This window comes from Actinosynnema sp. NPDC050801 (assembly GCF_040673975.1).
Lineage (GTDB): Bacteria > Actinomycetota > Actinomycetes > Mycobacteriales > Pseudonocardiaceae > Actinosynnema.
Genome location: NZ_JBFAQZ010000006.1, coordinates 432,604 through 451,216 on the forward strand (window position 1 = coordinate 432,604; position 18,613 = coordinate 451,216).

The 18,613-nt window shown below is 70.9% G+C and carries 17 protein-coding genes and 2 pseudogenes; 10 read left to right on the forward strand and 9 right to left on the reverse strand.

What is annotated here, in order from left to right; genetic code table 11:
• Position 1 precedes the first annotated feature (1 nt).
• The 5 genes from AB0K14_RS17095 to nucS all read right to left on the reverse strand — a co-directional run bounded on the left by AB0K14_RS17095 (position 2) and on the right by nucS (position 5,674).
• A complete protein-coding gene (locus tag AB0K14_RS17095; RefSeq protein WP_360446823.1) occupies positions 2 to 997 on the reverse strand; it encodes a hypothetical protein in 996 nt (331 codons plus the stop codon).
• Positions 998 to 1,283: 286 nt separating this feature from the next.
• Complete coding sequence (locus tag AB0K14_RS17100) at positions 1,284 to 1,544, reverse strand: hypothetical protein (RefSeq protein ID WP_360446821.1); 261 nt, start codon at positions 1,542 to 1,544, stop codon at positions 1,284 to 1,286.
• Between the two features lie 16 nt (positions 1,545 to 1,560).
• The gene (locus tag AB0K14_RS17105) at positions 1,561 to 3,243 is read right to left on the reverse strand and encodes a sodium:solute symporter family protein (RefSeq protein WP_360446819.1); all 1,683 of its coding nucleotides are present in this window, start codon (positions 3,241 to 3,243) and stop codon (positions 1,561 to 1,563) included.
• Between the two features lie 135 nt (positions 3,244 to 3,378).
• Entirely contained in the window at positions 3,379 to 3,729 is a 351-nt protein-coding gene (locus AB0K14_RS17110; RefSeq protein ID WP_360446817.1) for a hypothetical protein, read from the reverse strand.
• Between the two features lie 1,285 nt (positions 3,730 to 5,014).
• Positions 5,015 to 5,674, reverse strand: coding sequence for an endonuclease NucS (gene nucS, locus AB0K14_RS17115; RefSeq protein ID WP_360446815.1), 660 nt, complete (start codon positions 5,672 to 5,674; stop codon positions 5,015 to 5,017).
• A gap of 56 nt (positions 5,675 to 5,730) precedes the next feature.
• Between nucS and AB0K14_RS17120 the strand changes: the two are divergent.
• The 3 genes and pseudogenes from AB0K14_RS17120 (at position 5,731) to AB0K14_RS17130 (ending at position 8,133) form a co-directional block, all read left to right on the forward strand.
• Positions 5,731 to 7,160: pseudogene (locus AB0K14_RS17120) on the forward strand (amino acid permease).
• A gap of 2 nt (positions 7,161 to 7,162) precedes the next feature.
• Positions 7,163 to 7,699, forward strand: a complete 537-nt coding sequence (locus AB0K14_RS17125; protein WP_360446813.1) for an NUDIX hydrolase — start codon at positions 7,163 to 7,165, stop codon at positions 7,697 to 7,699.
• An 83-nt stretch (positions 7,700 to 7,782) separates the two neighbouring features.
• Positions 7,783 to 8,133: a DoxX family protein gene (locus AB0K14_RS17130; RefSeq protein ID WP_360446811.1), complete on the forward strand. Its 351-nt coding sequence runs from the start codon at positions 7,783 to 7,785 to the stop codon at positions 8,131 to 8,133.
• 27 nt (positions 8,134 to 8,160) lie between these two features.
• On the opposite strand, the gene AB0K14_RS17135 is transcribed toward AB0K14_RS17130, so the two are convergent.
• Positions 8,161 to 8,934 carry an enoyl-CoA hydratase-related protein gene (locus tag AB0K14_RS17135; RefSeq protein WP_360446809.1) on the reverse strand — a complete coding sequence of 258 codons (774 nt, stop codon included), beginning with the start codon at positions 8,932 to 8,934 and terminating at the stop codon, positions 8,161 to 8,163.
• Between the two features lie 86 nt (positions 8,935 to 9,020).
• Between AB0K14_RS17135 and AB0K14_RS17140 the strand changes: the two genes are divergently transcribed.
• Positions 9,021 to 9,821, forward strand: a complete 801-nt coding sequence (locus tag AB0K14_RS17140) for a hypothetical protein (RefSeq protein ID WP_360446807.1) — start codon at positions 9,021 to 9,023, stop codon at positions 9,819 to 9,821.
• Here AB0K14_RS17140 and AB0K14_RS17145 read toward each other — a convergent pair.
• Complete coding sequence (locus AB0K14_RS17145) at positions 9,818 to 11,809, reverse strand: protein meaA (protein WP_360446805.1); 1,992 nt, start codon at positions 11,807 to 11,809, stop codon at positions 9,818 to 9,820. The genes AB0K14_RS17140 and AB0K14_RS17145 overlap by 4 nt on opposite strands.
• Before the next feature lie 215 nt (positions 11,810 to 12,024).
• Between AB0K14_RS17145 and AB0K14_RS17150 the strand changes: the two genes are divergently transcribed.
• On the forward strand, positions 12,025 to 12,327 hold the full coding sequence (locus AB0K14_RS17150) for a hypothetical protein (RefSeq protein WP_360446803.1): 303 nt from the start codon (positions 12,025 to 12,027) through the stop codon (positions 12,325 to 12,327).
• A 9-nt stretch (positions 12,328 to 12,336) separates the two neighbouring features.
• On the opposite strand, the gene murA is transcribed toward AB0K14_RS17150, so the two are convergent.
• Positions 12,337 to 13,593: a UDP-N-acetylglucosamine 1-carboxyvinyltransferase gene (gene murA, locus AB0K14_RS17155; RefSeq protein WP_360446802.1), complete on the reverse strand. Its 1,257-nt coding sequence runs from the start codon at positions 13,591 to 13,593 to the stop codon at positions 12,337 to 12,339.
• 94 nt (positions 13,594 to 13,687) lie between these two features.
• Here murA and AB0K14_RS17160 point away from each other — a divergent pair, with 94 nt between their 5' ends.
• The 3 genes and pseudogenes from AB0K14_RS17160 (at position 13,688) to AB0K14_RS17170 (ending at position 15,711) form a co-directional block, all read left to right on the forward strand.
• Positions 13,688 to 14,260, forward strand: coding sequence for a cob(I)yrinic acid a,c-diamide adenosyltransferase (locus AB0K14_RS17160; RefSeq protein ID WP_360446800.1), 573 nt, complete (start codon positions 13,688 to 13,690; stop codon positions 14,258 to 14,260).
• A gap of 176 nt (positions 14,261 to 14,436) precedes the next feature.
• Positions 14,437 to 15,018 (forward strand): annotated as a pseudogene (locus tag AB0K14_RS17165) (alpha/beta fold hydrolase); the annotation flags it as partial.
• A gap of 9 nt (positions 15,019 to 15,027) precedes the next feature.
• On the forward strand, positions 15,028 to 15,711 hold the full coding sequence (locus tag AB0K14_RS17170; protein WP_360446798.1) for a winged helix-turn-helix transcriptional regulator: 684 nt from the start codon (positions 15,028 to 15,030) through the stop codon (positions 15,709 to 15,711).
• On the opposite strand, the gene AB0K14_RS17175 is transcribed toward AB0K14_RS17170, so the two are convergent.
• Positions 15,699 to 16,055 carry a helix-turn-helix domain-containing protein gene (locus AB0K14_RS17175; RefSeq protein ID WP_360446796.1) on the reverse strand — a complete coding sequence of 119 codons (357 nt, stop codon included), beginning with the start codon at positions 16,053 to 16,055 and terminating at the stop codon, positions 15,699 to 15,701. The genes AB0K14_RS17170 and AB0K14_RS17175 overlap by 13 nt on opposite strands.
• Positions 16,056 to 16,144: 89 nt before the next feature.
• Here AB0K14_RS17175 and AB0K14_RS17180 point away from each other — a divergent pair, with 89 nt between their 5' ends.
• Positions 16,145 to 17,011 carry an NAD(P)-dependent oxidoreductase gene (locus AB0K14_RS17180; protein WP_360446794.1) on the forward strand — a complete coding sequence of 289 codons (867 nt, stop codon included), beginning with the start codon at positions 16,145 to 16,147 and terminating at the stop codon, positions 17,009 to 17,011.
• A 170-nt stretch (positions 17,012 to 17,181) separates the two neighbouring features.
• Positions 17,182 to 18,609, forward strand: a complete 1,428-nt coding sequence (locus AB0K14_RS17185; RefSeq protein WP_360446792.1) for a PKD domain-containing protein — start codon at positions 17,182 to 17,184, stop codon at positions 18,607 to 18,609.
• Positions 18,610 to 18,613: the final 4 nt, after the last annotated feature.

Sequence of the window (18,613 nt, forward strand, 5' to 3'; positions counted from 1 at the left end):
TTCAGCCCTTCGGGATCTTGCCGACCACGGTCTTGGCGAAGGTCAGGGCCGTGGCGCAGCGGTCGAACCCGGAGTCCTTCGGTCCGGCCGACTTGACCTCGACCAGCTCGCCCTCGTTGTCCGCGCCGGCCAACTGCACCCACTTGACCTCGCACGACGGGAACGAGTTGGTGGTGGACACCTGGTAGCCGGTGACGCCACCACCGAGGTCGACCTCGGTCTGCCCGTCGTCGAACTCGCGGTCGTCGGGGATGAACGACTCCCGGAACGCCAGGCTCAGCTCGCGGTCCTTGCCCACCCACGCGCAGTTGTGCAGCCCGTACGGATACGTTCGGTAATCGGCGCCGACCCCCGCTTCCACCGCCGCCTTGTCCGGCAGCGCGCACGGGTCGAGCGTGATCAGCGAGCCCTTCGCGGGCGAGCGGGTCGCCGACCGCTCCTTGACCTGCTTGACCACCGACTCGGCCACCTCGCGACCGGGCGCGCACGCGTCGCCGTCCTCGTAGCCGATCTGCACGGTGATGCCGAGGCCGGGTTCCTCCTGCGTGATCACCGAGACGAAGCACGCGCTGTCCTCCAGCACCTGCTCGTAGCTGCGCAGGCCGGCGAGCTGCTTGTCGGCCTTCTTCAGCTCGCTGGTCATGGTCTGGCCGATCTCGACGGTGACCGCGAGGTCCTTGCCGTTCTTGTCCTTCATGAAGTTCGAGCACCGGCTGAACCCGCTGCGCGACCGGTTGCCGGGCGTGCCCAGCCGCTTCAGCACGTCCTCGTCCAGCAGCTCGCACGGGTCGGTCAGCCGCATCTTGTCCGCGGCGAACGCCGGGTCGACCGGCTGCCCGGCCGTGGGCGGCGGGGTCCGGGTCGTCCCGCTCGGGTCGGAGACGTTCTCGGCGTCGGCCGGGATCGTGGTGCGCGGGAACTTCTGCTTGGCCAGATCCGTCCCGGCACAGCCGGCAAGCAGCAGGATCAGGCTCAACAGGGCGACGAGGCGGGGCACGAGTGCACGGTAGCGACCACTTGCGCCATTCGTGGCACGAACCGTGTGTCCGTCCTCACGACTCCACCCGTGTGTCCGCCCTCACGACCCTTTCGGGAACGATTCAGAACATCGACGCGCTGTACGGGGCGAACCCCGCAGAACCCCTGTGGAGCGCTTGGAGAACCAACGAGAGGAACACCGAATGCGCACCCGCGTCCGACGCGCAGTCCGCTGGCTCGACACCTGGACGGTCGAGGCGTTCAACCCGATCTACCCGAGGCGCTGACCACCCGCGTCGCCACCGTCAACTCCCCGAGGACTCCGCGGCACCCGCGTCCTGCGCCTCGGGCACCACGACCGGCCGCAGCACCGCCCACGCGGCGAACACCGCCGACAGCGCGAGCATGCCCACGCCGGACCACAGGTTGATGTTCAGCCCGTCCGCCTTGGCCAGGTCGGCCTCGTCGGTGAAGCCGAGACCGACCACCAGCAGCACCACGCCGTAGATGGCGAACAGCACCGCGATCACCAGTCGCAGGTCGAACAAACCGGCCTTGTGCGCCACGACGACCTACCTCCCCTCAGCCGAAGATGATGTTGAGCACGGCGGTCAGCACCAGCACGCCGACGCCCAGCAGCACGGGCGACCGGTACCACCCCGCGTCGTCGCCGGTGGTGGAGTGCTTGCGGTCCTCCTTGGGCGTCAGGCTGTACACCAGCCCGACCAGCCGCTCCTCCGGCACCGGCCGGGTGAACACGGTCACCACCACGCTGACCACGATGTCCACCGCGAACGCGACACCCGCGCCCACGAAGCTCGCGCCCTGACCCGGCAGGTCCAGCACGCCGACCTCGGCGAGCACGAACACCGCCACCGCGCCGAGCGTGCCCGCGACCAGGCCCGCCCAACCGGCCGCCGCCGACATCCGCTTCCAGAACATGGCCAGGATGAACGTGGCGAACAGCGGCGCGTTGAAGAACGAGAACAGCGCCTGGATGTAGTCCATGATGTTGCCGTAGCCGGCCGCCAGGAACGCGGTGCCGATCGCGACCACCGTGCCGCCGATCGTGGCCAACCGGCCGACCCGCAGGTAGTACTCGTCCGGCCGGTCCTTGCGCACGTAGTCCTGCCACAGGTCGTACGTGAACACCGTGTTGAACGAGGAGACGTTCGCCGCGACACCCGCCATGAACGACGCCAGCAGACCGGTGATCGCGATGCCCAGCATGCCGTTGGGCAGCAGTTCGCCGATCAGCGCGGGCAGCGCGTTGTTGTAGACGACGCCGCTCTCCTCACCGGCCTTGAGCGCGACCATCTCCGGCACGACCAGCGCGGCGATGATGCCCGGGATGATGATCACGAACGGGATCAGCATCTTGGGGTACGCGCCGATGATGGGCGTGCGCCGGGCGGCCGACATGCTCTTGGCCGACAGCGCGCGCTGCACCTCGGCGAAGTTCGTCGTCCAGTACCCGAACGACAGCACGAACCCGAGCCCGAACACGATGCCGATCACGCTGAGCACCGGGTTCTGGATGCCGGTCAGCTCGGTCGCGGGCCACGCCGACAGCTGCTCCGCGCCACCCGGTCCGCCGGTGACCTTCTCCACCAGCCCGTCCCACCCGCCGACCCGGTGCAGGCCGACGATGGTCAGCGGCAGCAGCGCGGCGACGATCACGAAGAACTGCAGCACCTCGTTGTAGATCGCCGCCGACAGGCCGCCCAGCGCCGTGTACGTCAGCACGATCGCCGCGGCGATGACCACCGACAGCGGGATAGGCCAGCCGAGCATGAGGTTGAGCAGGAACGCCAGCGCGTACAGGTTCACGCCCGCGATCAGCACCTGCGCGACGGCGAAGCTGATGGCGTTGACCAGGTGCGCGCCCTTGCCGAAGCGGCGGCGCAGGAACTCCGGGACGCTGCGGACCTTCGAGCCGTAGTAGAACGGCATCATCACCAGGCCTAGGAACACCATGGCCGGGATCGCACCGATCCAGTAGTAGTGCACCGTCGCCATGCCGTACTGCGCGCCGTTGGCCGCCATGCCGAGCAGCTCGATCGCGCCGAGGTTGGCGGAGATGAAGGCGAGGCCCGTCACCCACGCGGGCAGCGAGCGGCCGGAGAGCAGGAAGTCCAAACTGGACGAGACGGATCGGCGGGCCAGGAAGCCGATGCCGAGGACGAACACGAAGTAGACCGCCAGCAGGGTGTAGTCCAACGGACCGGCGTCCAGCCGAAGATCCACCTGGGCCAGTACGGGCACCTCCGCCCACCTCCCTGATCGAACAACCCCGAACACCATCGCGCACTACCGCACAGCCGATCAAGCCGACGGTAGTGCACCTCGGCGTGCTCCGCCGGTTTGAACTACCCCGGGCTAAACCTCAGGTGGGGGGCGTCAGCGGGTGAGGACGAACGGCGTCTCGGCGTAGACCGGTCCGGAGGTGGCGCCGATGGTGAACTGCGTGCCAGGGGCGGAATCGCCGAACGAATCGGGCACGTGCACCGGTACCTCGGCGAACCGCCCGACCGCGTCCGCGGTGGTGTCGCCGACCCGCCGGCCGTGGAAGGTGAACACCACTCGACCGTGTGCGGGATAGCCCTCGCCGCTGAGCCGGACTTCGTCACCGGCGTGACCGGAGAGGGGGTGTGCCGCGAGGTGCGCGGCGGGAACTGCGGCGGCGGTGGAGCTCAACGCCGTGACGGCGATCAGCGGCGGGGGCGTCCGCGCCGCGCAGCCCGCCACCACCAGGGGGACCAGCAGGACCAGGAGGGGTAAACCGGGTCTTCGTCTTCGCACCGCGCGCCTCCCAGGCCCGTTGACGGGGAAGTCAGCGTATATCGCGGAATCCGGCCTGCCACGCACCCGAACGGCTTACCGCCGACCCCGCAAAATGCGGACGACCACGCGATCCCCCGACGGCACACCTCGCCACGGCACACCGCCGGCCCGCGAACCGCGGACCGGCGGTGCCACCGTGCTCGAACGACGCGAGAACCGCGGTTGAGCAGCGGACGCTAGAACGGCCAGGTGGCGTTCCGCCCGCTCTCCAGCAACGGGATCATCCGGAAGGCCTGGTCGGTCAACCCCCCGAACGTGTGCCGGCCCTGACCGCCGCTGGGCGACCCTCCGGCGAGGGATTCAGCCAGGTCTCCCGGTACCTCCGGCTCGGCCGTGCCCGGATCGGCGCGACGCCGGGGTTGTTCAGGTGCTGGTAGTTGGAGGTCAAGGCGTGGCAGTTCGGACAGAGGAGGCGCACCTCGTCCGGCCTGTTCCGGCTACGGTCCCCGGTGGTGTGATCGACGTGCAACGGGACTCGTCCGCTGACCGGGTTCACCCGGGTCCACCCGCACTCCTCGCACCGTTGACCACGCAGGAAGACCAGGGCCTGACGAACTCGATGATCCGGCCGCCCGTCCTCGGCAGTGCCGGAGGTCACCCCGGACACCCACTGCGCGAGCCAGGTGGCGAATGAACCGGTCCGTTCGTAGCGGTCTTCGTTGAAACACGCCCACGAGCAGTAGGGACCGCTGCTGCGGCGCCCGAACCGCTCTTGTGACCCGCAGCGGCGGCAGGGATCGGGCTGACGTCGGCGCATCGCGTTCGAGCAGACCCGACTACAGGTTTTCGCACCTCGCATGACAGAACCGGTGCCACATCGAGGACAAAGCGGTCGTGGTTTGCGCAAACGCGCTGAACGGAGTTCCTGCGTCCCCTTGAGATGGCAGGAGTTGCTGCAAAAGCGCGGATTTCGGGTTTCCGACCCGCAGTGTTCACAAGGGTGTGGATCGACTGGTGACCTGACCAACGCTCGAACCTCTCGTCAAGACGGAGTCATCCCTCCCGTGACCGAGATCGGGTGAAGGCACAGGCACACTGCCGTGACCGTCCCCCGTGCGTCGGGCACGTGACGTAGATGGCTCCCGAGATCCAGGCGTACCGCTGTGCCATGCAGTGACAACAGTCGCGGGACTTCGCACCGGGAATGCGTCAACCATGGAAATCAAGAGCGACGAAAGGTCAACTCGACCGATCAGAACAGGCGGAACTCGTCGGATTCGATGCCGCGCAGGGCGTCGTAGTCCAGCACGACGCAGCGGATGCCCCGGTCCTCGGCGAGGGTGCGGGCCTGGGGTTTGATCTGCTGCGCGGCGAACACGCCGCGCACCGGCGCCAGCAGCGGGTCGCGGTTGAGCAGTTCCAGGTAGCGGGTCAGCTGCTCGACGCCGTCGATCTCGCCGCGGCGCTTGATCTCGACCGCGACGGACTTGCCCTTCGCGTCCCGGCACATCAGGTCGACCGGGCCGATCGGGGTGGGGAACTCGCGGCGGACCAGGGTCCAGCCCTCGCCGAGCGTGGTGACGTGCTCGGCGAGCAGCTTCTGCAGGTCGGCCTCGACGCCGTCCTTGACCAGGCCGGGTTCCGGGCCCAGCTCGTGCTTGGAGTCGTGCAGCACCTCGGCCAGGCTGATGATCAGCTTCTCGCCCGCCTTGTTCTGCACGACCCACACGTCCGGGTCCTCGATCAGCCAGCACGGCGGGCTCATCCAGTTCAGCGGCTTGTACGCGCGGTCGTCGGAGTGGATCGACACCGAGCCGTCCGCCTTGATCAGCAGCAGCCTCTGCGCCATCGGCAGATGGGCGGTGAGGCGTCCGACGTAGTCGACCTGGCAGCGAGCGATGACGAGGCGCACGGCCGACAGGCTACGGGGTGCGGCCCCTGATCCACCGGCAGGTACCGTCGGCCGACGTGTCACCGCTGCGGCAGCTCCTGCGCACCAAGCCCGTCGACCTGATCAATGACGAGAGCGCGCACACGTCGCTGCGCCGCAGCCTCGGCCTGGTCTCCTTGGTCTCCCTGTCGGTGGGCGCGACGCTGGGCACGGGGATCTTCGTGGTGCTCGGCCACGCCGCGCCGGTGGCCGGTCCGGCGGTCACCGTGTCGTTCGCGGTGGCGGCGTTGGCCGCGTTGTTCTCCGCGCTGTCCTACGCCGAGCTGGCGGGCGCGGTGCCGGTGTCCGGGTCGGCCTACTCCTACGCCTACGCCACGCTGGGCGAGCTGGTCGCGTGGGTGTGCGGGTGGTGCCTGCTGCTGGAGTACGGCGTGTCGGTGGCGGCGGTCGCGGTCGGTTGGAGCGGCTACCTCAACGCGTTCCTCGACGCCACGCTCGGGTTCCAGCTGCCGGCGGCGCTGTCCGGTGACGTGGTGAACCTGCCCGCGGCGGTGGTCGTGCTGCTGGCGTCGGCCGTGCTGCTGGGCGGCGTGCGGGAGAGCGCCGCGGTCACCACGGTGACGACGCTGCTCAAGGTGGCGGTGCTGCTGTTCTTCGTGGTGGTGGCGGTGTTCGGGTTCCGGAGCGGGAACCTGGCGCCGTTCGCCCCGGCCGGGGTCGCGGGCATCACGGGTGCGGCGTCGCTGGTGTTCTTCTCGTTCATCGGGTTCGACGCCGCGTCCACGGCCGGTGAGGAGGCGCGCAACCGCAGCGGGACCTGCCGCGGGCCATCGTGATCTCGCTCGTGATCGTCACGGTCGTGTACGTGCTGGTGGCGTTCACCGCCGTCGGCGCGGTGGGCGTGGACGCGCTGGCCGGTTCGGACGCCTCGCTGGCCGCGGTCCTGCGGCAGGTGACCGGTGCGGGGTGGCCCGCGACCGTGCTGTCGGCGGGCGCGGTCATCGCGATCGCGTCCGTGGTGTTGACCGTCCTCTACGGACAGACGCGGGTGCTGGTCGCGATGGCCCGCGACGGCCTGGTGCCGCGGGTGTTCGCCCGGGTCGGCGCGAAGCGGGTGCCGGCGGTGAACACCGTGCTGGTCGGCGTGGTGGTCGCGGCGCTGGCCGCGCTGGTGCCGCTCGGGCAGCTGGCCGAGGCCACGAGCATCGGCACGCTCGTGGCGTTCAGCCTGGTCAACGTGGGTGTGCTGGTGTTGCGGCGCACCCGGCCGGACCTGCCGCGCGGTTTCCGCACGCCGTGGGTGCCGGTGGTGCCGCTGCTCGGCCTGGGCATGTGCGTGCTGTTGGTGGCGGGCCTGGCGCCCGCCACGTGGTCGGCCTTCGGCATCTGGTCGGCCGCGGGTTTGGTGGTGTACTTCGCCTACGGGCGGCGTCGATCGGAACTGGCCCGGTCGCGATCCGACCCGGGATCGTCGGCGCACGGACAACCGGCACAGGGAGAAGAGTGATCGTGGAAACCCTCGGATCGCGTGAGGTGTACGCGAACCAGTGGATGGTGGTCCGGGAGGACGCCATCGGGCGGGCGGACGGGACCACCGGGATCTACGGCGTGGTCGACAAGCCCGACTTCGCGCTGGTGATCCCCATGGACGGCGAACGGCTGCGGCTCGTCGAGCAGTACCGCTACCCGTTGGGGATGCGGCGCTGGGAGTTCCCGCAGGGCACCGCGCCGGAACGCGCCGACGCGGACCCGTTGGCGCTGGCCGAGCGCGAGCTGCGGGAGGAGACGGGGCTGCGGGCGGGTCGGCTGGTGCAGCTGGGCGTGCTGGACGTCGCGCCGGGCATGTCGAGCCAGCGCGGTCGGGTGTTCCTGGCCACCGAGCTCAGCGAGGGCTTCCACGAGCGCGAGCACGAGGAGCAGGACATGCGCTCGGCGTGGTTCCCGCGCGCCGAGTTCGAGGCGATGGTCGCGCGCGGCGAGATCACCGACGCCCAGTCGATCGCCGCGTACACGCTCCTCCTGCTGCACGAGCACGCGCAGCCCTGAGCGCGGCGGTCACCTTCCCCGCGGTCCGCACGTCGGGTGAGCAGGCGTCCGCCTGCTCACCGCACGTCCGTTCGGAGGGGTCAATGTCCACCGCGCACGTCCTCGTCACCGTCCTCGCGATCCTGGCCAACGGCGGCTTCGCCGTCGCCGACCTCCTGCGGGCGGACTTCGTCATGGCGAACTCGGCGGCGGTCGACGTGCCGCCGTCGTGGGTGCCCGCGCTGGGCGCGCTGAAGGGCGCTGGCGCGGTCGGTCTGCTCCTCGGCCTGCTCGGGGCGCACGTCGTCGGGGTCGCGGCGGCGATCGGCCTGGTGGCGTTCTTCGTGGGCGCGATCGTCGCCCACGCGCGGGCAGGGGCCTGGCGCACGGTCACGTTCCCCGGCGCGTTCCTCGCCCTCGCCGTCGGGTCCCTGGTGCTGGACCTGGCCCGTTAGCCGGAGCCGCCGGCCGGACCCGGCCCGTCAGTCCGTCCAGACGGCCGGGCGCTTCTCCAGGAACGCGGACATGCCCTCCTTGGCCGCCGGGGTCTGCGACGCCGCCGCCATCACCTCCACCGCGATGGCGTAGGCGTCGGCCTCCGGCCGGTCGAGCTGGGCGTAGATCGTCTGCTTGCCCAACGCCTTGCTCGCCCGGCTGCCGCGGGTCGCCCGGCGCATCAGCTCGTCCACCGCGTCGTCCAGCTCGGCCAGCGGCACGACGCGGTTCACCAGGCCCCACTGCTCGGCGGTGCGCGCGTCCACCGGGTCGCCGGTCAGCGCCAGCTCCATCAACCGCTTGCGCCCCACCGCACGGGCCACCGGCACCGCCGGGGTGTGGCAGAACCAGCCGCCCTTGCCGCCGGGCAGGGCGAACCCGGCCTCCTCGGCCGCCACCGCCAGGTCGCACGAGGCGACCAGCTGGCAGCCCGCCGCCGTGGCCAGGCCGTGCACGCGCGCGATCACCACCTGGGGCACGGACTCGATGGTGCGCATCAGGTCCGTGCACAGCGTCAGCAGGTCGCGCACGCCCTCCAGGTCGCGGGCGGCCACGTCGGCGAAGTCGTGCCCGGCGGAGAACACCGGCCCCTCGCCCGCGAGCACCACACCCACCGCGTCGGACGCGGCGACCTCGTGGAACGCGGTCAACAACTCCGCCAGGTGCTCGGCGGACAGCGAGTTGCGCCGTGCGGCGCGGTCCATGGTGATCCGCACGACGTCATCCGTGCGGTCGACGCGGATGTGCTGGTAATCGGCCATGGTGCGACCGTAACCGGCCGGACAACCGCTTGCCGGTCCGCCACCGTCATGTGGGTATGAGACCTCTTGCCGCAACGCTCGTCCTGGTGGCACTGCTGGCGGGGTGCGCGGTGGACGCCGCACCGCCGCAGGCCGTGCCCGACCCGTCGTCCGCGCCGGCCGTCGCGGTCACACCCACCGGACCGGTCGACTTCCCGCTGGTGGCGGACGCGCCCCGGCCGATCGTGCTAATCGGCTCGCCGCGCAAGCCCATCGAGAATGCGCCCGGGGAGAAGGAGAAGATGCTCGCCGTCGGGGCGAACAGCGGCCGGTACGCGTTCACCGGCGTCGAGCCGCCCACGCCGGGACCGACCTCGGTGCCGCTGCCCGACGGTCCCGCGACGCTGCCCCTGGTCGGTGTCCGCGAGGTGGTGGCCGCCATGTCGGCGGGTGGCCGTGAGGGCGCGCCGCTGGAGCTGGTGAGCGCCGAGCCGGGCACGGCGGAGTACCTGACCGACCGCGGCCCGCTGGAACTGCCCGTGTGGCGGTTCCGGACGGTGTTCGGCAGCACGTGGGCCTGGCCCGCCGTCGCACCGGAGGTGTTCTGGCGGCTCGGCGAGGTCGACTACGCGCGACAGGTCACCACCTCGGACGGGGTGGAGCTGGAGGTGCCGTTCTACGCGTCCCCGGCGTGCCCCGGCGAGGAGCCGGTCGTGATGGAGCCGGTGGTCACCGAGGGGATGACGTCGGTGGTGGTCGGGCTGCGGAGGGTCGGCGGTGGCCTCGGCAACTGCGTGCGCGCCCTGTTGCAGCCGACCGAGACGTACACCGTGAAGCTGGAGGAACCGTTGGGCACGCGGGTGTTGGTGGACGAGGAGGAGCGAGTCTTCGACGTGACGATCCGCTAGAGCCCGTTCGCCTCGCGTACCACGGTCACGATCTCGTCCATGATCTGCGTCAGCTCGTAGTCCTTCGGCGTGAACACCCGGGCCACGCCGCGCTCGCGCAGCTCGGCGGCGTCGTCGGGCGGGACGATCCCACCGACGATGACCGGCACGTCGCCCGCACCGGCCGCGCGCAGCCCGTTCACCACCGCGGGCACGACCTCCAGGTGCGAGCCGGACAGGATCGACAGGCCCACCACGTGCACGTCCTCCTGCACGGCGGCGGCGACGATCTGCGCGGGCGTCAGCCGGATGCCCTGGTACACCACCTCGAAACCGACGTCGCGGGCCCGCACGGCGACCTGCTCGGCGCCGTTGGAGTGGCCGTCGAGCCCGGGCTTGCCGACCAGGATCCGCAGTCGCTCACCCAGCTCCTCGCCGGTCGTCCGCACGCGCTCGCGCACGCGGGCGATCTCCGTGCCCGCCTCGCCGGACGCCGACGCGGCGGAAACGCCGGTGGGAGCGCGGTACTCGCCGAACGTCTCGCGCAGCGCCTGCGACCACTCACCCGTCGTGACGCCCGCGCGGGCGCACGCGATGGTCACCTCGACCAGGTTCCGGTCCGTCTTCGCGGCCGCACGCAGGTCGTCCAGGGCGGTCTTCACCGACGCGTCGTCCCGCGAGGCCTTCCACGCCCGGATCGCCTCGACGGCCTGCTGCTCCACGACCGGGTCGATCTGCTCGATCGCGTTCGCGCCCTCGGCCTGCAACGGCGACGGCTCGGTGGTGGCGAACTTGTTCACGCCCACCACGACGTCCTCACCGGACTCGACCCGGCGGCGCCGATCCGCCAGCGACGACACCAGCGCCGACTTCATGTAGCCGGACTCGACCGCGGCGACCGCGCCGCCCATCGCCTGCACGCGGTCGATCTCGGCCCGCGCGCCCTCGACGAGTTCGTCCACCTTGGCCTGCACGACGTGCGAGCCCTCGAAGATGTCCTGGTACTCCAACAGGTCCGTCTCGTAGGCCAGCACCTGCTGCATCCGCAGCGCCCACTGCTGGTCCCACGGGCGGGGCAGGCCGAGCGCCTCGTTCCAGGCCGGCAGCTGGATCGCGCGGGCCCTGGCGTCCCGGGACAGCGTCACGGCCAGCATCTCCAGCACGATCCGCTGCACGTTGTTCTCCGGCTGCGCCTCGGTCAGCCCGAGCGAGTTCACCTGCACGCCGTAGCGGAACCGGCGGTGCTTGGCGTCGACGATGCCGTACCGGTCGCGGGTGATCTCGTCCCACAGCCGGACGAACGCCCGCATCTTGCACATCTCCTCGACGAACCGCACGCCTGCGTTGACGAAGAAGGACATGCGGGCGACGACCTCGCCGCGCCGTTCCTCGGGCACCTGGCCGGAGTCGAACACCGAGTCCAGCACCGCGATCGCGGTGGACAGCGAGTAGGCGATCTCCTGCACGGGCGACGCGCCCGCCTCCTGGAGGTGGTACGAGCAGATGTTGATCGGGTTCCACTTCGGCACGTTCGTCACGGTCCACGCGACCATGTCGGTGATCAGCCGCAGGCTGGGCCCGGGCGGGAACACGTACGTGCCGCGGGACAGGTACTCCTTGATGATGTCGTTCTGCGTGGTGCCGGCGAGGGTCGCGCGGTCCGCGCCGTGCTCCTCGGCCACGCTCACGTACAGCGCGAGCAGCCACATGGCCGTCGCGTTGATGGTCATGGACGTGTTCGCCTCGCCCATCGGGATGCCGTCGAACAGCTGACGCATGTCACCGATGTGGCTGATCGGCACGCCGACCTTGCCGACCTCGCCCTTGGCCAGCTCGTCGTCCGGGTCGTAGCCGGTCTGCGTGGGCAGGTCGAACGCCACGGACAGACCCGTCTGGCCCTTGGCCAGGTTGCGGCGGTACAGCGCGTTGGAGGCGGTGGCGCTGGAGTGACCCGCGTACGTCCGCATCACCCACGGACGGTCGCGCTCTCGGTCGGCCGGGTACGGCACGGCAACCTCCTGTGTCTCATTGCCACTGCTCCGCCGACGGCGGCTCGGTCGCCTGGGAAGTCGACCGCTCACGCCTGATTTTCCGACGACCGAAAAGCGTGATCGCCGGAAAATAAGTCGCGAACGATCGACGCGACCTCGCGGTTCTCCGTAGCGTACTGGCGAGTAATAGGGAGCGCGCGTGCCGTTGCTCACTGAATCGAAGCTGCGGGAGGATGGGCGGCGTGACGGCGCTCACCACGTTCTTCGTGCTGGCGGTTGTGTTCGGTTTGCTCAGCCTGGTGCTGTTCTGGGCGTTCGGCATCGACCGGCGAGCCGTGCCCGACTACACCGGGGACGACTTCGGGCTGCTGACGGAGGTCGCCGCGGTGCCCACGCCCGCGGCGGCGGACGTGCTGGCCAAGCGCTTGCGGGCGGCACGCATCAAGGTGACCGTGGTGCGTCGCGGCGGGGTGCACCGGGTCATGGTGTTCCCGGCCGACGCCCCCGACGCCAAGCTCCTGCTGCGCGACCGGTAGCCGGGCGGCTCAGGCGGTGACCCGCTCCACCGTCGCACCGAGCTTGCGGAGGTTCTCCACGAAGCCCGGGTAGCCGCGCTCGATGTGGAAGATCTCGTACACCTCGGTCACGCCGTCCGCGCACAACCCGGCCAGTACCAGCCCGGCGCCCGCGCGGATGTCCGACGCCCACACCGGCGCGCTGGACAGCTGCTCCACGCCCCGCACCACCGCGTGGTGGCCGTCGGTGCGCGCGTCCGCACCCAGCCGCACCATCTCCTCGATGAACCGGAACCGGGCCTCGAACAGGTTCTCGGTGATCATCGACGTGCCGTCGGAGACGCTGGACAACGCGATCGCGAACGGCTGGTTGTCGGTGGCGAAGCCGGGGTAGGGCAGCGTCACGAAGTCCACCGACCGCGGCCGGTCGACCTGCACCACGCGGAAGCCGTCGTCGAGCGTGGTCACCTCCGCGCCCGCCATCCGCAGCTTCTCCAGCACCAGGTCGAGGTGGTGCGGGTCCACGCCGCGCACGGTGATGTCACCCCGGGTCATCACGGCGGCGAACGCCCAGGTCGCGCCGACGATCCGGTCGCCGATCACCCGGTGCTCGGTCGGTCGGAGCGACTCCACCCCGTGCACGGTGAGCGTGGACGTGCCCGCGCCCTCGATCTTGGCGCCCATCTGCTGGAGCATCACGCAGATGTCCACGATCTCCGGCTCGCGGGCGGCGTTGTCGATGACCGTGGTGCCGTTGGCCAGCACCGCCGCCATCAGGATGTTCTCCGTGGCGCCCACGCTGGGGAAGTCGAGCCAGATCTGGGCGCCGTGCAGGCCCTCGGCCTCGGCGATCACGCAGCCGTGCTCGATCTCGCTGTGCGCGCCGAGCTTGCGCAGGCCGTTCTGGTGCATGTCCAGCGGCCGGTTGCCGATCGCGTCACCGCCGGGCAGGGCGACCACCGCGCGCTTGCACCGACCCACCAGGGGCCCGAGGACGCAGACCGACGCGCGCAGCTTGCCCATCGCCTCGGAGTCGGCGCGGTGGTTGAGCTCCCTGGGGGTGGTGATCGTGACGACCCGGCCGTCGAGGGTCACCTCGCAGCCCAGGCTGCGCAGGACGTCCGCCATCAGCGGCACGTCCAGGATCTCCGGGCAGTTGGTGATGGTGGTCGTGCCCTCGGCCAGCAGCGCCGCCGCCATCAGCTTGAGCACGCTGTTCTTCGCGCCTACGACGGCGACCTCGCCGACGAGCCGCGCACCGCCCTGAACCCGGAAGTGCTCACTCACGTAAGGAACTCCTTGCTCGTTGTGCCGCAATCCTACGTACGGTCTGAATCGTGCCCGTCCGTGGTGGGCCACTGCGGTGTCTACAGTGCTCGGCATGGCCGTGCACCTGACGAAGATCTACACCCGCGTCGGCGACGACGGGACCACCGGCCTCGGCGACTTCTCCCGGGTGCCCAAGACCTCGCCGCGCATCACGGCGTACGCCGACGTGGACGAGACCAACGCCGCGCTCGGCGTGGCCCTGGCGCTCGGCGCGCTGGAGCCGGACGTCGTCGAGGTGGTGCGGCAGGTCCAGAACGACCTGTTCGACGTCGGCGCTGACCTGTGCACGCCCGTGGTGCCCGACCCCAAGTACCCGCCGTTGCGGGTCACGCAGGCCTACGTGGACCGGCTGGAGTCGTGGTGCGATGCGTTCAACTCCCGGTTGGGCAAGCTGGAGTCGTTCATCCTCAACGGTGGCACACCCGGCGCGGCGCTGCTGCACCAGGCCCGCACCATCGCGCGGCGGGCCGAGCGGGGCGCGTGGGCGCTGATCGAGGTCGAGGCCGAGCAGACGAACGTGCTGACCGCGAAGTACCTGAACCGGCTCTCCGACCTGCTGTTCATCCTGGCCAGGGTGGCCAACCCGGACGGCGACGTGCTCTGGCGGCCCGGCGCCAACGCCTGACCCCCGCGCGGTTGTACTTCCTGTTTTTGAAGCATAGACTTCAAAAACAGGAAGCAGCCCTACGCGGAGGTCGACCATGACCACATACGTCCTCGTCCACGGCGCGTGGCACGGCGGCTGGGCCTGGGAGCGGGTCACGCCGCTGCTCACCGCCGCCGGCGCGCACGTCGTCACCCCCCGACCTCACGCACGACCGCGACGTCGGCCTGTCCGACCACGCGGACGAGGTGGTGGCCGCGATCGACACCGTCACCGACCCCGACCTCGTGCTGGTCGGCCACAGCTACGCGGGCCTGGTGGTCCGACAAGCCGCCGACCGGCGGCCGGACCGGGTGGCCCACCTCGTCCTGGTCGACGGCTGGGCGGGCCCGGACGGCGCCGCCCTGGCGGACCTGGCGCCGGACTGGTTCACCGCCAGGGCCACCGCCGCCGCGGGCGCCGACGGCCTGATCGCCCCACCCACGCCCGCGTCGTTCGGCATCACCGACCCGGACGACGCCCACTGGCTCGGCCAACGGCTGCGCACGCACGCCCTGCGGACGTTCACCGAGCCGACCCGCCTCACCGGCGCGGTCGACCGCATCCCCGGCACCGGCGTCCACTGCGTGCCGGAGACGTTCCCGTTCGCCCGGTTCGCCGCCGACCTCGGCTACCGGGCGGTGCCCGTCGACGGGCCGCACGACGTTGTGCTGACCGACCCGCGCGGCGTGGCGGACGTCCTGCTCGCCGTCGCGAGCCCGGAGGCGCGCCATCCCTAGGATGAGCCGGTGGACCAGCGGACGTACAACCAGTACTGCGCCACCGCGCGCACGCTCGACCTCGTCGGCGAGCGCTGGACCCTGCTGCTCGTCCGCGAACTGCTGACCGGCCCCAAGCGGTTCGGCGACCTCCAGAAGAGCCTGCGCGGCATGGGCACCGGGCTGCTCGCGGCCCGGATGAAGCACCTCGAACGGGAAGGCCTCGCGCACAAGGTCACGCTGCCCCCGCCGGCCCGCACGCCTGCCTACGCCCTCACCGAGGCGGGCCGCGAACTCGGACCCGCGGTGCTCGCGCTCGCCCGGTGGGGCACGAGGTGGGCGATGGGCGGGCGGCGGGCGGACGAGGCGTTCCACCCGGGCTGGGCCGTGCTGGCGATGGAGGCCTTCTTCGACGCCGACGCCGCGACGGGCGTGCGGGCGGTCTACGAGTTCCGCGTCGGCGACGAGGTCTTCCACGTGCGCGTGGACGACGGCACGGTCGACGCGGGCCACGGCCCCGCCCAGCAGCCCGACGCGGTCGTCGCGACCGACGAGGACGTGTTCGCCGACCTGGCCGACGGCCGGTCGAGCCTGGCCGACAAGATCGCCTCCGGCGCCGCGACGGTGTCCGGCGACCGGGACGCGCTGCACCGGCTGGGCACCCTGTTCCGCCGGCCGAGCCCCGCCGAGCGGGTGCCCGGTCAGGACGCGTAGACCCGCTCCGCGCCGATGCGCCGCATCCGCTCGGTGCCCCACACGCCGAGCACGTCCAGCGCCTCGTTGAGCGACACCCCGTGCTCGGTCAGCGCGTACTCGACCCTCGGCGGCACCTCGGGGAACACCTCGCGGTGCACCAGGCCGTCCTCCTCCATCTCCCGCAACTGCTGGACCAGCATCTTCTCGCTCACGCCCGGCAGGCCGCGGCGCAGTTGGGCGAACCGCCGCACGCCGTGCGCGGCCAGCTCCCACAGGATCAGCGACTTCCACTTCCCGGACACCACGTCCATCGCGGCGTCGAGGCCGCAGAAGTAGGGACCACGTCGTGCCTTCGTCGCCATCGGCCCTCCCGGGGTACTTACCAAAAGGTGGGTACTGCACAAAATAGTCCGTACTGGTGCACCGCGACGGTACGCGTGACGATCATGGCATGACGAACACGAAGGTGACCGTTCTCGGATTGGGCGCGATGGGCGCCGCCCTCGCCACGGCCCTGGTGCGGGCCGGGCACCCCACCGCGGTCTGGAACCGCTCCTCCGGCAAGGCCGACGCCCTCGTCGGCCTGGGCGCCACCGCCGCCCCCACCGTGCGCGACGCCGTGTCGGCGGCCGACGTGGTGATCGCGTGCCTCTTCGACGCCTCCTCGGTCCACGAGGTGCTCGACCCGGTGGCCGACCTGCTCACCGGCCGGACCCTGGTCAACGTCACCACGACCACGCCGGACCAGTCCAGGGAGATCGCCGGCTGGGCGGCGGCGCACGGCGTGGTGTACCTCGACGGCGGCATCATGGCCGTGCCGCACATGATCGGGCAGCCCGGCTCGTCCGTCCTCTACAGCGGCTCGCGGGCCGCGTTCGACCGGTACCGGCCCCTGCTGGACCTCTGGGGCGAGAGCGCGTACTTCGGCGAGGACGCGGGCGTGGCGTCGCTGTACGACATGGCGCTGCTCGCCGGCATGTACGTGATGTTCGCCGGGTTCCTGCACGGCGCGGCGATGGTCGCGGGCGCGGGCGTGCCGGCCGCGGAGTTCGCCGAGCGGGCCGCGCCGTGGCTGTCCGCGATGACCGGCGGGTTCGCCGGGCTCGCCGTCGTGGTCGACGGCGGCGACTACACCGTGGCGGGGCAGCAGAGCCTGGAGTTCTCCGACCTGGGCGACATGGTCGACGCCAGTGCCGCGCAGGGCATCTCCACCGAGGTGGTCGGCGTGGTGCAGGGCCTGATCCGGCGGCAGGTCGACGCCGGTCACGGCAAGGAGGGCTTCGCCCGGATCTTCGAGAGCATCAGGCAGCCGGCCTGACCTCCGTTCGAGTGACGTCGCTGGGCTGATCGAGTGCCCTGCCGAGCGGAAGACCCACCCGACCGAGGGTTCGTGTGTTCACTCGGTCGGGTTCGGACGCCGGGGAGGGCGTCCACCGAACCAGGGGGTACTTCGTCATGCGCAAAACCCGAAGATCCGGATTAATCGTGGTGGCCGCTCTGCTCGGTCTGCTCGGCCTGCTCGTCCCGGGGGTGGCGCACGCCGCGCCGCCCCCGAACGACGACTTCGACCAGGCGGTAGCGATCGCCACCCTGCCCTTCACCACCACCCAGGCGACGGACGAGGCGACCCAGGCCGCCGACGACCCGTCGTCGTGCGCCTCGTACCGGTCGGTGTGGTTCACCTACACGGCGACCACGAGCGGCACGATCACCGCCACCACGGCGGGCAGCGGCTACGACACGGCCCTGTCGGCGTACACCGGCTCCCGCGGCTCGCTGACCCAGCTCGGCTGCAACGACGACGCGGACGGCGGCTACCACTCACGCCTGGACCTCGCGGTCGTCGCCGGCACCCGGTACCACTTCATGGTCGCCGCGTTCGGTAGCGGGTCGGCCGGGCCGGCGTCGTTCTCCGTGACCGCGTTGGCACAGGCCGAGAACGACGCTTTCGCCGACGCCACGCCGGTGACCGTGCTGCCGCACGCCTCAACGCCCGACCTCGCGACGGCGACCGTGGAGCCGGGTGAGCCGAACAGCTCGTGCGGGACGTCCACCAGGTCCCTCTGGTACGCCGTGACGCTGCCCGAGACCACGCCGGTCACCCTCACCTCGTCGACGTACAGCGCGGGGTTCGGGGTCTACACGGGGTCGACGCTCGCCAACCTGACCGAGGTCCGCTGCACCTGGTCCGAGACCATGACCTTCCGCGCGACCGCGGGCACGACGTACTACGTCCGACTCGCCAACACCTACAACAGCGCGCCGACCCTGCACCTCACCATCGGCGTCGCCCAACCGATCGAGGCCGACTTCACCTACTACCCCTACAACCCGTCCGTGTTCGACACCGTCAGCTTCTACGACCAGTCCACGGTTCCCGGCGGATCCACCTCGGTCACGCGGTCGTGGGACTTCGGCGACGGGACGACGGCCGAGGGCGACTACCCGCAGCACCGCTACGCGGCCGACGGCGACTACCCCGTGACGCTGACCGTCGCCACCTCGGACGGACGCACGGGTTCGGTGACCAACGTGGTCCGGATCCGCACGCACGACGTCGCCATCACCCGCTTCACCACTCCCGGCACGGCGGTGGTCGGTGCGACGAAGACCCTCACCGCACGGATCGGGAACACGCGGTACGCCGAGGACGTGACCGTCAGGCTGTACCGAAGCACCCCGTCGGGCTGGCAGGAGATCGCCCACTCCACCCAATACGTGCCGGCGAGCGCGACGGGGGCGGTGAACTTCCCGTTCAACTACACGTTCCGCCCGGAGGACGCCGCCCTGGGGAAGATCAACTTCAGGGCGGTGGCGACCCTGGCCGGCACGTTGGACGCGCTGCCGCTGGACAACGAGGTGATCAGCACGACCACTGCGGTGCAGTCGGCCGCCACCGGCCGCGACGCCGCCTGACCGG